This is a genomic window from Halorubrum xinjiangense, from assembly GCF_900102375.1.
In the GTDB taxonomy this organism is placed as follows: Archaea; Halobacteriota; Halobacteria; order Halobacteriales; family Haloferacaceae; genus Halorubrum; species Halorubrum xinjiangense.
The window spans coordinates 461,317-476,626 of the sequence record NZ_FNBO01000001.1 but is presented as its reverse complement, the minus strand read 5'-3'; the positions used below and the strand labels follow the sequence as shown (position 1 = coordinate 476,626).

The window sequence follows — 15,310 nt, the reverse complement described above, 5'->3', positions numbered from 1 at the left end:
GAGAGCGGATCGATGGCGAACACCTCCAAAGCCCCAGCCGCGAGGGCGGCGCACGCTCGCTGCGCTCCTCGTCACTCGCTTCGCTCGTTCCTGCGGTGCTTGTGTCGCCTGCGCCGCCCTCGCGGCTGCCCCTTTGAGCCCCACCCCGCCCCGCACAGCACCGCACCTCACGCCTCCCCAGCCTCGTCGGCCGGTCTCCGCTTCGCTCCGACCGGCCGACTCCCTCGCACGCGCTCCTCGCGGCCGCCTCCGGCGGCCACTCGGAGGCGCGCGCCACCGCATCTGTCGTTTATAAGCAGCGCTGCTCTCGCTCATGGACATTTATAAGCTCGAAAAACGGTGTGTGGAAAACTCAGCGCGGTGCGTCGCCCGCCTCAGAGGATGAGGTCCGCGGTCGAGAGAATGTAGTAGACGGCGAGCAGCGCGGCGATGGCGTACTGGCCGAGCGCGACCTCGTCGTACTCGCCGACCGCGAGCTTGATCAGCGGGTAGGCGATGATGCCGGCCGCGAGCCCGTCCGCGATGGAGTAGGCGAACGGCATCACGGTGACGGTGAGCCCGGCGGAGACGGCCCACGCCGGGTCCTGCCAGTCGACCTCGACGAGCCCCTGAAGCATCATCACGCCGACGACGATCAGCGCGATGAAGGATGCGTACGCCGGGATGGCGGCGACGAGGGGGATCACCACGAGCGACGCGACGAAGAGGAGCGCAATTACCAGCGCCGTGAGGCCGGTGCGACCGCCCTCCTCGACGCCGGTCGACGACTCGATATACGTCGTCACCGTGGAGGTCCCCAGCACCGCGCCCGCGGTCGTCCCCACCGCGTCGGCCATCAGCGGCTTGTCCATGTCGGGGAGGTCGCCGTCCTCGTCGAGGAAGTCACCGAACTGCGAGACGCCGATGAGCGTCCCCGCGGTGTCGAAGAAGTCGACGAAGAAGAATGTGAACACGACGAGGACGAACGTGAGCGGGTCGATCTGACCGAGGCCGTCGACGAACGCCCCCGCCAGCGGCGTGATGTCGTACTGCGCGCTCGGGAGCGTCTCCGGGGTGACCGTGCCGCGGCCGAAGACGCCGGCGAGGGTAAGCCCCCAGCCGACCAGCGAGGTCGCCACGATCCCGATCACGATCGAGCCCGTAATTCCGCGCGCCCAGAGCCCGAAGGTGAACGCGAGCCCGAGCAGCCCGAGGATCGCCCACGGGTTCCCGAAGATCCCGCCGAGCGTGACGAGCGTCGCGTCGTCGGGGACGACGATCTGAAGCTCCTGAAAGCCGATGAAAAGGAGGAACAGCCCGATACCGGCGCCGACAGAGCGCTTCACTGGCTCGGGGAACAGCCGGATGACGTACTCCCGCGCGCCGACCGCGGTCAGGATCATGAACAGGACGCCCTCGACGAACACGGCGGCCAGCGCCGTCTGCCACGGGACGCCGAGCCCCAGCACGACCGTGTACGCGAAGAAGGCGTTGAGCCCGAGACCGGGCGCGAGCCCGAACGGTCGGTTCGCGTACAGGGCCATCACGACCGTCGCGATCGCCGCAGAGAGGATCGTCGCGATGGCGATCATCTGGAACACCTCGCCTTGGCCGTACCCCTCGATCTGAATCGCCTCCGAGAGGATTGCGGGGTTCACGACGATGATGTACGACATCGCGAGGAACGTCGTGAGCCCGGCGACCAGTTCGGTGCGAACGTCCGACCCGAGTGACTCCACGTCGAACCGCGCGGCCAGCGTGTCTGAAAGGCCCATTGAACGAGTGAGTGTTCCCTGCGATCGAGTGATAAGCCTTGCTGAACGCGACCGTCAATAATGCGAGAACGTGGATCGAAAAGGGCGTAATTCCTGTTTATTTCCGAATAGTATGCGCGAACGTGGCTACTCGAACGTCGTCAGCGCCCCGACCGGCGCGTCGGTGATTGCGCGCGCGCGGTCCATCCCCTCGTCGCCGACGGCGATGAGCGCGAACACGCCGGTGACGTCGGCGTCGGCCTGGAGCGCGATGTCCAAGAGGAGTTCTTGGGTCTCGCCCGAGCGGATCAGGTCGTCGACGACTAACACCGTGTCGCCGGCGTCGACGGCGCTCGCGGGGAGGTAGTAGGTGAGCTCGATGCCGGAGGCGAGCCGCTGGCGCGACTCGATGAACTCCTCGACCGCGGTCTCCTTCGACTTCTTCGCGTACGCCAAGCGCGCGTCGAAGAAGGAGGCCATCGCCGCCCCCAGCGTGATCCCGTCGGTCGCGGCCGTCAAGACTACGTCCGGCGACTCGAACGCGAACGTTTCCGCCGCGACCGGCGCCACCAGGTCGAGGAACGACTGGTCGAAGACGACGCCGGAGTTGTCGACGTACCCCTCGTCGTCGAACTCGACGCGCGCGACCAGCTCGTCGGCGAGCGCCTCCCGCCCGACCGACTCGACGACTTCGCTCGCACGGTCGGTGCCGGGCAGGACGTGGCCGTTCACGTACCGGTTCAGGTCGCCCGCGGGTAGCCCGGTCACGTCCGACAGCTCCTCGTACGTTCGGGTCTCCTTTAACATCCGCAACACGGCGACCGCCTGTAGCTGGAGGGCCGCCTTCTCTGCGCGATTCATATCGATGATCGCGATCGCACAACTATGAATACGTCGAAGTCATACGTCCGGAAGATGCCCACGTGTGTGGTTCTCACGGGGCGCCCCGCGTGTCGCTCCGGCGACCGCCTCACGCCTCGGGCGCGTCGAAGAACACCGCGGGGTCGTCGATCGCGACCTCGACGTGGTCGCGGTCGTCGAGGGGGCGCAGTCGAACGGTGAGCGCCCCCGCCGCCTCGGCGGCCGCACGCAGCGAGGCGAGGTCGTCGCTTCCGAGGTACGTCGGGACGCACAGCGCCACCTGCGCCGCCTCGTCGGTCGCGACCACCAACCGGTACGCGATCCCGCCGGCGGCGCCCGCGTACACGTCGACGCCGTCGATCGCGGCCTCGTCGACCGCCGAAAGCGCCGCGTCGAACTCCGACCCGGGCAACAGCACGTCGATCCGGGCGGCGTCCGCGACCGGGTTCACCTGGCCGGGATGCCCCGCGATAGCGGTCCAGCCGCGCTCTCGGTACGCCGCCGCCGTCGACGCCGCGTCCTCCTCGACCGCGTCCCAGCGCGGTCCGGGATCGGGTCCGTTCATATAGCCCGCCTACCGCGGGCGCCCGTACATAAGCGTCGGTTTCCGGCCGCGCCGAATTCGCCCGTTCCGCCGGCGCACGCCGGGGGATTCTGCGGATCGTACTGTCAGCGGATCGCCAGCAGGCGGTAGCGACAGGCGCTGTGGCCGCCGGTAGGTTCATAACGCTCTGTCGTATGGGATCGCCTATGCCTACTGACAACGACAATCACGTCGACAGGCGGACGGTGCTCAAGTACGCGGGAACGGCTGGTGCCGTCGGTCTCGCAGGTTGTGCCGGAGGCGGCGACGGCTCGGACGGCGAGGACGGCTCCGACGGCGACGACGGCATGGACGGCGGCGACGGCGAGGACGGCTCCGACGGCGGCGACGCCTTCGAGGTCGGCGTCACCATGGGCCAGATGGACTCCGGGCTCGACCCGCAGGACCACGCCGAGACGAACACCGAGATCATCGTCGGCCAGGCGTACGAGGGCGTGCTCGACCGCGACAAGGAGGGCGGCATCATCGCCGGTCTCGCAGACGAATGGGAGCGCACCGACGACGGCAGCGTCCGGTTCATGCTGCGCGACGGCGTCACGTTCCACAACGGCGACGACCTGACCGCGGAGGACGTCCGGTACAGCATCCGCCGGATCGTCTTCGAGGACGTCGGCATCGTCAGCCCGCAGTCGAACGACCTCGGCGTTGTCGACGAGGTGACGGCCGGCGACGGCGAGGTGACGGTCTCTTTCGAGGGGTACAACCCGATTGCCTTCCAGCTGTTCGCGACCAACTGCGAGATCATGCAGCAGTCGTGGGTGGAGGAGAACGGCGGCGACTACATCAATCGGAACGCCAACGGCACGGGGCCGTTCCGCGTCACCGAGTACAACTCGGGCAACGAAGTGCTCTACGAGCCGTTCGAGGACTACTGGGACGGCGCCCCCGAGGTCGACGAGCTCCGGATGAGCGCCTCCAGCGAGTCGAGCACGCGAGTCAACCAGCTGCTCGCCGAGGAGACGGATATCGTGACGAACGTCCCGCCGAACGAGGTCTCCCGGGTGAACGGCTCCGACGTCGCCACGATCAACTCCGTGGCGAGCGCGCGCATCATCTTCCTCCAGATGCGCTACGACGTGGAGCCGTTCTCCAGCCAGCAGTTCCGGCAGGCGCTGAACCACGCGGTCGACGTCGAGAGCATCATCGAGAACGTGCTCAACGGCTTCGGCAACATCACCGCGCAGCCGACTCTCGAGGGTCACGTCGGCTACAACCCCGACATCGACCCGTACCCGTACGACCCCGGCGAGGCCGAGCGGCTCGTCGAGGAGTCCGGCCACGCCGGCGTCGAGATCACCCTCGAAACGCCGATCGGGCGCTACCTCCGCGACGTCGAGATCGCACAGGCGGCGGCCAACCAGATCAACTCCCTGTCGAACGTCACCTGTGAGGTCGAGCAGCGCGAGTTCTCCTCGCTGGTCCAAGACGTCACCGCGCCCGATATCGAGGACCGCCCGCACTTTAACCTCCTCGGGTGGGGGAACGCCGAGTTCGACGGCAGCCAGACGCTGACGCCGCTGCTCTCTTCGAGCGGCGCGCTCACCGTGCTGGAAAACGACGAGCTCGACGGGCTGCTCACGGACGCCGAGGCGACCGAGGACCCCGACGAGCGCGTCGAGATCCTTCAGGAGGCGAACCAGCTCGCCCACGACCTCGCGCCGTGGGTGTTCATGCACCAGCAGTTCAGCGTCTACGGCGTCTCGAACGACATCTCTTGGGAGCCGCGGGCCGACGAGTTCATCGACCCGGACACCGCCACTCAGCAGTAACGCGACCCCCATCTCTCCACATCGTTATTAATGTCACTCGGCAGATTCGCACTCAAAAGAAGCCTCCAGGGGATCGGCGTCGTCTGGGGCGTCGTCACCGTCGTGTTCGCGCTCCGGTTCGTCACGCCCGGTAGCCCGATCAACGCGGTCGCACCGCTCGACGCGTCACAGGAGACGCGACAGGCGATCGCCGCCGAACTGGGGCTCGACCAGCCGCTGTACATCCAGTACGGCCAGTACATCTTCGACCTGCTTCAGGGCGACATGGGGCGGTCGTACATCCGGGGCCAGGAGGTCACGACGCTCGTGTTCGAGCGGCTGCCCGCCACCGTGGAGCTCGCTATCGCCGCGAGCGTCGTGGCGATCGTCCTCGCCATCCCGCTCGGCGTCATCAGCGCCACGAACCGGAACGACCCGGTCGACTACGGCGCGACGCTGCTGTCGCTCGGCGGCATCTCGACGCCGAACTTCTGGCTCGGGATCATGCTCATCCTGATCTTCGCCGTGGAGTTCAACATCTTCAACACCAGCGGCCGCGGGGTCGACGTCGGCGACGTCGCGCTGTCGGTCGCCAACGCCGAGCCGTTCGTCGGGACGCTCTTGACGTGGCTCGCGTACATCACGCTGCCCGCGATCGCCTTGGGCACCTACTTCATGGCGCTTATCACCCGGCTGACGCGGTCCGGAATGTTAGACGAGCTCAGCAAGGGCTACGTCCAGGCCGCGCGGGCCAAGGGGCTCCCGCGGACGCTGATCCGGTACAAACACGCCCTGCGTAACACCCTCATCCCCGTGATCACCGTCCTCGGGCTCCAGCTCGGGACGCTGATCGGCGGCGCCGTCATCACCGAGGCGGTGTTCTCGTGGCCGGGGCTCGGCACGCTGGTCATCGAGAGCATCAACAACCGGGACTGGCCGGCGCTTCAGGGGAGCCTGATCATTATCGGGACGAGCTTCGTCCTCGTCAACATCCTCGTCGACGTTGTGTACGCCTACCTCGACCCGGAGGTGGTGAACGACTAACATGGTCTCTTCACGTGTCATTCGCAATCTCAAAAAGGAGTTCAGACAGAGCGGGCTCGCGAAGCTTGGGCTGGCGCTGGTGGTCCTCATCCTGTTGACCGCCGTGTTCGCCCCCTTCATCGCGCCCCACAACCCGACCGACCAACAGCTCGACCAGAGCGAGCTGCCGCCGATCGGCTTCTCGGAGACGTCGGAGCGGACCTCCTCGCAGATGGTCGACGGCGAGATCCAGACCGTCACCGAGGAGGTCGAGGTTACGGCCGACCCCGACCACGTGTTCGGCACCGACGGGCTCGGCCGCGACATGTTCTCGCGGGTGGTGTACGGCGCGCGGACGTCGCTGGTCGTCGGGGTGCTCGGCACCGTCCTCGCGGCGTCGATCGGCGTGCCGGTCGGCCTGCTCGCCGGCTACCACCGCGGCCGCGTCGACGACGCGCTGATGCGGATCGCGGACGTGAGCCTCGCGTTCCCCTCGCTCGTGTTAGCGGTCGCGCTGATCGGGCTGTGGGGCCGCGCCGCGGTGAACGTCCCAGACCCATTCGTCGTCGCCGGACTGGCGCCGGAGATGCCGGAGAGCTTCGTGTTGCCGATAACGGTGGTGATCGTCGTCGGCCTCGTCAACTGGGTGTGGTTCGCCCGCGTCGCCCGAGGGGAGGCCCTCTCCTTACGCGGACAAGAGTACGTGAAGGCGTCGCGCGCGCTCGGCGCCGACGACAACACGATCATCCTCCGCCACGTCCTGCCGAACGCGATCACGCCGATCATCGTCCTCGGGACGGTACAGGTGGCGGCGATCATCCTCTTGGAGAGCTCGCTGTCGTTCCTCGGCTTCTCGGGGACCACGCTGTCGTGGGGCTTCGACATCGCGCAGGGCCGCGACTACGTCTCCTCCGGCCAGTGGTGGATCGCCTCCATCCCCGGGCTCGCGATCATGCTGTCGGTGATCGGGATCAACCTGCTCGGCGACTGGCTGCGTGACGCCTTAGACCCCGGTATCGAGGGCGAAGGGGGTGCCGCATGAGCGACGCCGAGCGGACGGTCGCCGGCGAGTCGGCGGCGTCCGACGGCGTCCCGGTAGACGACGCGGCCCCGAGCGGGACGCCCGCGGTCGACGACGTGCTGTCGGTCCGGGACCTCTCGACCCGCTTTTTCACCGAGGAGGGGCAGATCAACGCGGTCGAGTCGGTGTCGTTCGACCTCCGAGAAGACGAGATCCTCGGCGTCGTCGGCGAGTCCGGCTCCGGCAAGTCGGTGACCGCGCTGTCGCTCGTCGACCTCGTCGAGACGCCCGGCCGGATCACCGCCGGCGAGGTGTGGTACCGCGACGCCGACCTCGCCGAGGAGTTCCGCGGGGACGACGCCGTGCGGGTCGACGGCGACCACGTCGACCTCCGCACCGTGCCGCCCAGCGTCCGGCGGTCGCTGCGCGGGCCGTCGTTCAGCGTCATCTTCCAGGACCCGATGAGCAGCTTCAACCCCTCGATCACGGTCGGCGAGCAGATCGCCGAGGCGGTCGAGGTGCAGCGGCGGGCGCGGGCGAACCCCCGCTCGACGCGCTCGCGGACGCAGGGGTACGGGCTCGGCAAGCTCCTCCTCGACGGGATCGTCCCCGGCCGCGACTACACGAGCGAGGAGAGCATGGAGCGCGCGGTCGAACTGCTCGGGCAGGTCGGGATCCCCGACCCCGAGGAGCGCGTCGACGAGTACCCCGGCCAGTTCTCCGGCGGGATGCTCCAGCGCGCGATGATCGCGCAGGCGCTCGCGGGCGAGCCCGACGTGCTGATCGCCGACGAGCCGACGACCGCGCTCGACGTGACGATCCAGGCGCAGATCCTGAACCTGCTGAAGGAGATCCAGGCCGACCGCGGCATGAGCATCGTACTCATCACGCACGACCTCGGCGTCATCGCCGAGATGTGCGACCGCGTCTGCGTGATGTACGCCGGCGAGATCGTCGAGCGCGGCACGCTCGACTCCGTGTTCGAGGACACCGTCCACCCGTACACGCAGGGGTTACTCGGCTCGATCCCCGACGTCGACGACCCGCGGGCGCGGCTCGAACCGATCGCGGGCAACGTCCCGAGCCTGGTCGACGCCGAGATGGACGACCGGTGTTACTTCGCGGACCGGTGCCCGAAGGCGATGGAGGCGTGCCTCGACAAGCCGCCGGAGGCGACCGTCGACGCCGCCGCCGACCACGGCGCCAAGTGCGTCCTCGCGGACCGCGAGTACGACCCGGCCGACGCGCTTCCGGACGACTACTTCGGCGAGGCCGGCGAGGCCGCGGACCCCGACGACGGGGCCGCGACCGACGGAGGTGAGGGCGAATGAGCGACCCGCTGCTCTCCGTCGACGGCCTGAAGAAGTACTACGCGGACGACCCGTCGTTCGTCGACCGCCTGCTCGGCCAGGAGTCGGAGAGCGTGAAGGCGGTCGACGGCGTCTCCTTCGACGTGCGGGAGGGCGAGACGCTGGGGCTCGTCGGCGAGTCCGGCTGCGGGAAGTCGACGACCGGCGAGACGGTGTTACGGCTCCGCGAACCGACCGCGGGCGAGATCACCTTCGACGGGGAGGACGTCCGCGCGATGACCGACCGCGACCTGAACCAGTTCCGGCGCCGCGCGCAGATCGTGTTCCAAGACCCGTTCTCCAGCCTCGACCCGCGGATGACAACCGGCGACATCATCACGGAGGGACTCCGGATCCACGACATCGCGGACAGCGCGCAGCGCCGCGAGACGGCCCGCGACCTGCTCGAACGAGTCGGGCTCTCCGCCGACCAGATCGACCGGTACCCCCACGAGTTCTCGGGCGGCCAGCGCCAGCGGATCGGGATCGCCCGCGCGCTCGCCTTAGACCCCGACTTCGTCGTCCTCGACGAGCCGGTGTCGGCGCTCGACGTGAGCGTTCAGGCCCAGATCCTCAACCTGCTCGAAGACCTCCAGGACGACTTCGGGCTCACGTTCCTCTTCATCGCGCACAACCTCGGCGTGGTCCGGCACGTCTGCGACCGCGTCGCGGTGATGTATCTCGGTGAGATCGTCGAGATCGGGCCCGTCGAGGAGATCTTCGACGACCCCGCGCACCCGTACACGAGGGCGCTGCTGTCGAGCGTCCCCCGCGCGAGCACGGAGGCGCGCGACGAGGAGTTCGAGACGCTCCACGGCGACGTGCCCTCGCCGCGGAACCCGCCCGCTGGCTGTCGGTTCCACACCCGCTGTCCGGCGGCGCGCGCGGCCTGCCGAGAGTCGGCGCCGCCGGGATACGACGTCGGCGACGGCCGGACGGCCGCCTGCTTCCGGGCGGACGACGACCACGCGTACTGGGACAGCGAGCCGATCGGGCAGAACGAGGCGGCCGAGGACGCGGCCGACATCGGCGAGCCGGCGGACGACTGAGCGCCCGCGGGCAACCGAGCGGACCGGCTCTCCCTTTATCGCTCCCGGACGACGACGAACTCCGCGAGGTCGCGGAGGTACTCGATCGCCTCTGTCTCCGGGGGGTCGGCCTCGTCGAGGGCGGCGAGCGCGCGCTCCGACTCCGCCCGGGCGCGCTCGTTGATCTCCTCGGGCGACAGCGACGTGACCTGGAGGACAGAGGGGCGGTCCATCTCGGCGTCCTGTCCGGTCGGCTTGCCGAGGTCGTCGGCGTCGGCGGTGGCGTCTAACACGTCGTCGCGCATCTGGAAGGCGACGCCGACGCGCTCGGCGTACTCGCCGAACGAGTCGATCGCGTGGGGGTCGGCGCCGCCCGCCACCGCGCCCAGTTCGGCGGCGGCGCGGAACAGCGCGCCCGTCTTCCGGCGGGCCAGTTTCATGTACTCGGCCTCGTTGGTCGGGCGGGCGGCCAGCTCCGTCGCCTCGCCCTCGCCGAGTTCGACCAGCGCCTCGGCGACCGTGCGCATTGCGCGGGGGTCAGTCGAGAACAGCGCGAACGCCTCGCCGAGCAGGCCGTCGCTGGCGATGATCGCCGGGCCGTAGCCGAACTCCGCCCACGCGGCGGGGGTGCCGCGGCGGACCTCCGAGCGGTCGATGATGTCGTCGATCACGAGCGAGGCGTTGTGGACGAACTCGATGCCGGCCGCAAAGTCGACCGCGGCCTCGGGGTCGCCGTCGAACGCCTCGCAGGCGAGGACGGTCACCGCCGGCCGGACGCGCTTGCCGCCCGCGAGGACGACGTGGCCGACCTCGTCGGACAGCTCGTCGGGCTCGACGTCGTCGATGACCGACTCGATCCGGTCTTCGACCAGCCCGACCCGACGCTGCAAGTACTCCATCTACCGTCCGGAGGGCCCCGGCGCGCAAAGGCCTAACGGAACGGCCTGCGAACGCCGGATTCGGACGACGGCGACGACGCCACCTACCTCTCGCTATTGCGGTGGCGCGTGCCTCCGAGCGCCCCTTGGGCGCGAGGAGCACGCGCGAGGGACGCCGCGAGCAGCGTGGCGCTTCGCGCCACGGGCAGCCGGCGCGTAGCGCCGGCGACGACGCGGGCGACCGAAGGGAGCCCCGAGCGAGCGGCGCGGCTGGGGAGGTGTGAGGTGCGGGGCCGTGCTGTGCGGGGCGGGGCTCAAAGGGGCAGCCGTGAGGGCGAAGCACGGCGCAGCAAGTCGCGCGAGTCCTCGCGGCTGGGGCTTCGGCGACGTTTACCGCCGAGCGACGGTTAGCTATTTATAAGCGAGCGACCCAGGATTCGGCCGTGTTCCCCGGCGATTCGGAACCCACTCACCGCCGAGCGCCGCTCCGTCACTCGGGCGACTTCACGCCGACGAACTCGAAGCGGGCGCCGCCCTCGGCGCTCTGCTCGACAGCTATCTTCCAGCCGTGAGCGGTGGCGATCTGCTCGACGATACTCAGTCCGAGGCCCACCCCGTCACCCCCCGTGGTCACGCCGTCCTCGAGCACCTGCCCGCGGAGGTCGTCCGGAATGCCCGCGCCGGTGTCCTGGACGTAGAACCCCTCGGCGAGCAGTCCCACCGTGACGGTCACGTCCTCGCCGCCGTGCTGGATCGCGTTGCGGAACAGGTTCTCTAAGACCTGTCTCAGCCGGCTCTCGTCGGCGTAGATATCCCCGTCGGTCTCGACGGTCAGCGACGCGTCCTTCGTCTCGACGCTGCCCCACGCCGACCGGCTCACCGCGCCGAGGTCCACGGGGACGACTTCCTCGATCTGGTCGCCGGCCTTCGTCAGCGACACGAGGTCGTTGATGAGCGTGTTCATCCGAGTGAGCGCGTCGTCCGTCGTTTCGAGGTGCTCGCTGTCGAACTCCTCCCGGGCGATTTCGAGCCGTCCTTGGGCGACGTTCACCGGATTTCGGAGGTCGTGGCTGGCGATGTCGACGAACTGGTCCAGCTGCTCGTTCTTCCGCTCGAGGCGGTCGTTCGCCGCTTCGAGTTCGGTCACCGTCTCCGCGAGCAGTTCGTTCGTCCGGCGAATTCGGGCCGCGTAAACGCCGATGACCGTGCCGAGCGCCGCGCCGACGCTCAACGACCCGGTGATCGAAAGCGAGATCGACGTCTCCGGCCGGGCGGCCATCTCCCCGAACCAGGCCCCGAGAACCGTGAACGCGAGCAGCCCCGCCACGGTCCACTTCAGCACGGTCCACCGTTTCGACCCGACGACGCCGTCCGCTCGGAACCACCCGTAGGCGATCAATCCCGCCCCGATAACGCCCGGAACCGCGGCTTGGAGCGAGAGCACCCCCAACTCGACGCCCGCGAGCGTACCCACCGCCGCCGTCGCGACGATGATCGACGCCCCCACGACAGTGACTGGATTCACCCGGCTGTTGGGGGCCATCGTCCTATGGTACATCTCGCCGGTCGGTATTTTAAAAGATTGTGATAATTCTGGGTTCGTGGCTATTCACGGATCCTCCGGCCGAATCAGTCGGTTTCAGATCACGGACCGAACCGATCGTCAGGTCCTATCAGTTCTCCAATGAATAGATTCGCGGTACTGTCGCACTGCTCGCGCTCCCGACTCGGGAGCACCTCCGTGTCAGTTAGCCGGTGTTCGACCGGCGCCGAACGGCGGCGAGCAGACGGGCGGTCGCTTGCCCCGTTTCACGCCCGGAACCGCCGCACGCTCGCTCACCGGAACCTGACGCCGAGGTCGTGGAGCCCGTCGTTGTTCGCGGCGACGTTGATGAGAAGCGGCGTCAACCCCTCGATTTCGGGTGCGTTGGCGATACCGCCGGCGTCGAGCGCTCGCAGTCCCTCGATCCCCTCGGCGACGTCCGCGACCGTCCGCTTGGCGTCCTCGTCGTCGCCGATCACGAGGGTGTCGACGCCAAGGTCGGCGTCGAGGTTCGCCAGCCGCGCGGCCGCGAGGTTGTGGAACGCGCCGACGACCGCGACGCCCTCGGGCGCCGCGTCAGCGACGATGCTCGTCACCGAGCCCGCGCCGGGCTTGTGGTAGTGGAACCCCTCGTCGTCGCGTTTCATCCCCGTCGCGGGCGAGACCAGCACGTCGCCGTCCTCTAACGCCCCCGCCACCGCCTCGACGGTGTCGCCGACGTGGTACGGCGGGACCGCGAGGACGACGATCCGGGCGTCGGCGGCGACCGCGGCGTTCTCGCCGCCTGCGACGGTCGCGTCCAGCCCGCGGCTCTCCAGTTCGGTCGTGTACTCCTCGGCCTTGTTCTCGGCCTTCTCGGCCTCCCGCGACCCGACCGCGACCCGGTGGGGCGTGTCCGCCGCCAGCCGGAGCGCGAGCCCCTCCCCGATGTCACCCGTGCCGCCTAAGATGGCGATTCGCATACGATCCGTGCGGTCGCTCGCGTCTTAGGGGTTGCGCGACCGGCCGTCTTCGCCACGGTCGAAATTGTCGGAACCGCCGCGGTCGAAGCCGGGGGCTTCTTGTCCGAACGCGCGGAGACGACGCCCATGGACGAGCAGGACCGCGTCGCGGCGTTCGTCGACGAGTACGGGTTAGAGACCGACCTCGCGTACCACGCGCTCGACTTGGAGAGCGAGGTCGGCGAGATCGCCAAGGAGGTGACGACCTCGACCGACTACGGACGCAACCCCGCCGCCGCGTCGATCGCGACCGACGAGATCGGGGACGCGCTGTTCGCGCTGCTCGCGCTCGCCGAGGCGGCCGGCGTCGACGCCGACGAGGCGCTCGACGAGGCGCTGGCGAAGTACGAGTCGCGGATCGCGTCGTCGGGCGACCCCGGTTCCGGGCAGTAGGACACGCAGAGCGTCGGTTCAAGTGCGCCGACCTCCTATCGGATCCATGGCCGAGACTCCGTCGCTGGCGCTCCGCTACGTCGCCTGCGACGCCTGCGAGACGGTGTTCGCGCAACCGGACGACCCCGACGAGCCGACCGCCTGCGACCGGTGCGGCGCCCGCCCGCTCCGCGAACTCTCCGGGATCCGGGGGCCGGACGCGTACTTCGCGCCCTGAGACCGGTCCGGGCTGCGGCCGCGAACTTCTGGACGCGGGCGGCGCGTCACCACCGCCGCCTCACCGCACGTCGTCCATCTCCAGCTCTCCGGCCGCGATCGCGCGGAGCTCCTCCTCGGAGAGGCGATCGATCACGAACTCGGGTATTCCGTCCGGAACCCCCGCCGGAATCGACCGACTGTCGTCCGCCGCGTCCGCTCGACTCCCGCCGTTCGTCTCCGTCGGTCGCCGTCCGCCGTCCGTGCGAGACGCTCCTCGGGGCCCGCCATCCCCGCCGCTGTCCGCGGACAGCCGGCGCACCGTCCGTTCGACCGCCTCGACCGCTGTCGACTGGCGCTCGCTGTCGGCGGCCAGCGCCTGCATCTGCTCGCTGATCCGGTTCGACTGCTCGACCACCCCGTCGATCGTCGCGGCGATCTCCTCGGCGGCGGCGGCCTGCTCGTCGGTCACGTCCGAGACCTCGTCGATCCCGTCCGCCGTCTCCGTCACCGCCTCGGCGATGTCGGTGAGGTTCTCCGTCGCGTCGGCGACGCGCTCGCTCCCCTCGTCGACGCGCACCGTCGTCTCCGAGAGGCTCTCGACCGTCTCCTCGGTGTCGGTGCGGATGCCGCCGACCATCGACTCGATGTCGCTCGCGTGCCGCTGTGACTCCTCCGCGAGCGACTTTATCTCGTCGGCGACGACGCCGAACCCGGCGCCCGCCTCGCCGGCCCGCGCCGCCTCGATCGACGCGTTCAGCGCGAGCAGGTTCGTCTGGTCGGCGATGCCGTTGATCGCGTCGACGAACTCGTCTATCTCCTCGACGCGCTCCTGGAGCGCCTCGACGTCGTCCGCGACCTCGTCGACGGCGTCGCCGATGTCGTCCATGGCCGACGCGGCGTCGTCGGCCGCTTCTCGCCCGTCCTCCGCGAGCGTCTCCGCTCGGCTGCTCGTCCGCTCGACCTCGTCGGCGGTCGACGCCACCTCCTCGACCGTCGCCGAAAGGTTCGAAACCTCCGAGGAGATCTCGGCGACCCGATCCGACTGGTCCTCGGCCGCGTCGCCGACCTCGGCGGCGCGGTCGGCGACATCGCCCGCCGACTCGCGGAGGTCGCCGATCGGCTCCTCGACCTCGTCTTCCACCTCCGCCATCAGCCGCTCGTTCCGCTCGACCGCCTCCGTGAGCTTCTCGCTGTACGAGTGAATGTACGTGTCCGTGACGACCTGCATGTCGAGGTTGACGATCCGGAGGACCGAGAGCAGGTCCTCGATCGCGTCGTCGACCTCCTCCTCGACCACCGCCGCGGTCGCGTCGTCGAGTTCCTCGCTGACGCCGTCGGGGGCCAGCCGGTCCGTGAGCGAGTCGACGAGGCGGTCGCCGATGAGCGGGAGGATGAGGTCGTAGTACACGCCGTACTGCCCGAGGTAGTGTTTCATCGGCATCTCCAGCATGTCGTGGATCTTGCCGATCCGCGCGCGGTCCCGGAAGTACTCCTCGTCGTACTCGCCCTCCGCGAGCGTCACGAGGTACGCCGACTGCGTCCGCTTGAGCTGTTCGAGCCCCTTCTCCGACCGCCCGATCACCTCGACCGTCTGCTCGTGGCCGGTGAGGTTCTCGTAGAAGTCGTCGGCGATCTGCTCCGCGTTCTCCGCGAACGCGTCCTCGTACCGGCTCAGCCGCCGCTCGTCCTCCTCGTCGAAGCCGACGAACTCCTTCCGCCACGCGATCTCGTCCGCGTCGAGCCCGATCTCATCGACAAGCTCGCCGACGTCGAGCCGGTCGTTCAAGCCACCTTGGCCGAAGTCGTTTCGCCCGTACTCTCCCGATGTAGCCATACCGGAGGCTCTCCGCTTGGGTTATATAAACGGCAACTCCCGCGTCTCACGAGTGATACCCGAACCGCGCGACGGCGGGCGGACCCGACGAGCGGC

14 protein-coding genes are annotated in these 15,310 nt (G+C 69.0%); 7 read left to right on the top strand and 7 right to left on the bottom strand.

The window, feature by feature from the left end; translation table 11 throughout:
• Positions 1 to 374: 374 nt before the first annotated feature.
• The 3 genes from F3H13_RS02335 to F3H13_RS02325 form a co-directional block, all read right to left on the bottom strand.
• Complete coding sequence (locus tag F3H13_RS02335; protein ID WP_149797439.1) at positions 375 to 1,754, bottom strand: NCS2 family permease; 1,380 nt, start codon at positions 1,752 to 1,754, stop codon at positions 375 to 377.
• Between the two features lie 126 nt (positions 1,755 to 1,880).
• The gene (locus F3H13_RS02330; RefSeq protein ID WP_149797438.1) at positions 1,881 to 2,594 is read right to left on the bottom strand and encodes a phosphoribosyltransferase family protein; all 714 of its coding nucleotides are present in this window, start codon (positions 2,592 to 2,594) and stop codon (positions 1,881 to 1,883) included.
• Positions 2,595 to 2,703: 109 nt separating this feature from the next.
• A complete protein-coding gene (locus tag F3H13_RS02325; RefSeq protein ID WP_149797437.1) occupies positions 2,704 to 3,159 on the bottom strand; it encodes a DUF7529 family protein in 456 nt (151 codons plus the stop codon).
• A gap of 185 nt (positions 3,160 to 3,344) precedes the next feature.
• Between F3H13_RS02325 and F3H13_RS02320 the strand changes: the two genes are divergently transcribed.
• The 5 genes from F3H13_RS02320 to F3H13_RS02300 are packed head-to-tail and all read left to right on the top strand — an operon-like array spanning position 3,345 to position 9,388.
• Positions 3,345 to 4,967 carry an ABC transporter substrate-binding protein gene (locus tag F3H13_RS02320; RefSeq protein WP_149797436.1) on the top strand — a complete coding sequence of 541 codons (1,623 nt, stop codon included), beginning with the start codon at positions 3,345 to 3,347 and terminating at the stop codon, positions 4,965 to 4,967.
• Positions 4,968 to 4,997: 30 nt separating this feature from the next.
• Positions 4,998 to 5,990 (top strand): ABC transporter permease, encoded by a 993-nt coding sequence (locus tag F3H13_RS02315; protein WP_149797435.1) that lies wholly within the window; start codon positions 4,998 to 5,000, stop codon positions 5,988 to 5,990.
• A gap of 1 nt (position 5,991) precedes the next feature.
• On the top strand, positions 5,992 to 7,011 hold the full coding sequence (locus F3H13_RS02310; RefSeq protein WP_149797434.1) for an ABC transporter permease: 1,020 nt from the start codon (positions 5,992 to 5,994) through the stop codon (positions 7,009 to 7,011).
• Positions 7,008 to 8,321, top strand: coding sequence for an ABC transporter ATP-binding protein (locus F3H13_RS02305; protein ID WP_223174357.1), 1,314 nt, complete (start codon positions 7,008 to 7,010; stop codon positions 8,319 to 8,321). The genes F3H13_RS02310 and F3H13_RS02305 overlap by 4 nt, the downstream gene beginning before the upstream one ends.
• Positions 8,318 to 9,388 carry an ABC transporter ATP-binding protein gene (locus F3H13_RS02300; RefSeq protein WP_149797433.1) on the top strand — a complete coding sequence of 357 codons (1,071 nt, stop codon included), beginning with the start codon at positions 8,318 to 8,320 and terminating at the stop codon, positions 9,386 to 9,388. The genes F3H13_RS02305 and F3H13_RS02300 overlap by 4 nt, the downstream gene beginning before the upstream one ends.
• Before the next feature lie 35 nt (positions 9,389 to 9,423).
• Here the strand turns inward: F3H13_RS02300 and F3H13_RS02295 are convergent, their stop codons facing one another.
• From F3H13_RS02295 to npdG, 3 genes are all read right to left on the bottom strand, one after another.
• The gene (locus tag F3H13_RS02295; protein WP_149797432.1) at positions 9,424 to 10,266 is read right to left on the bottom strand and encodes a polyprenyl synthetase family protein; all 843 of its coding nucleotides are present in this window, start codon (positions 10,264 to 10,266) and stop codon (positions 9,424 to 9,426) included.
• A gap of 469 nt (positions 10,267 to 10,735) precedes the next feature.
• Entirely contained in the window at positions 10,736 to 11,788 is a 1,053-nt protein-coding gene (locus F3H13_RS02290) for a sensor histidine kinase (protein WP_223174356.1), read from the bottom strand.
• Between the two features lie 293 nt (positions 11,789 to 12,081).
• The gene (npdG, locus tag F3H13_RS02285) at positions 12,082 to 12,750 is read right to left on the bottom strand and encodes an NADPH-dependent F420 reductase (RefSeq protein WP_149797431.1); all 669 of its coding nucleotides are present in this window, start codon (positions 12,748 to 12,750) and stop codon (positions 12,082 to 12,084) included.
• A 126-nt stretch (positions 12,751 to 12,876) separates the two neighbouring features.
• Here npdG and F3H13_RS02280 point away from each other — a divergent pair, with 126 nt between their 5' ends.
• Both F3H13_RS02280 and F3H13_RS16065 read left to right on the top strand, forming a co-directional pair.
• Positions 12,877 to 13,182, top strand: a complete 306-nt coding sequence (locus F3H13_RS02280; RefSeq protein ID WP_149797430.1) for a MazG nucleotide pyrophosphohydrolase domain-containing protein — start codon at positions 12,877 to 12,879, stop codon at positions 13,180 to 13,182.
• Between the two features lie 46 nt (positions 13,183 to 13,228).
• The gene (locus F3H13_RS16065) at positions 13,229 to 13,399 is read left to right on the top strand and encodes a hypothetical protein (protein ID WP_188127976.1); all 171 of its coding nucleotides are present in this window, start codon (positions 13,229 to 13,231) and stop codon (positions 13,397 to 13,399) included.
• A gap of 60 nt (positions 13,400 to 13,459) precedes the next feature.
• On the opposite strand, the gene F3H13_RS02275 is transcribed toward F3H13_RS16065, so the two are convergent.
• Positions 13,460 to 15,214, bottom strand: coding sequence for a globin-coupled sensor protein (locus tag F3H13_RS02275; RefSeq protein WP_223174355.1), 1,755 nt, complete (start codon positions 15,212 to 15,214; stop codon positions 13,460 to 13,462).
• Positions 15,215 to 15,310 lie beyond the last annotated feature (96 nt).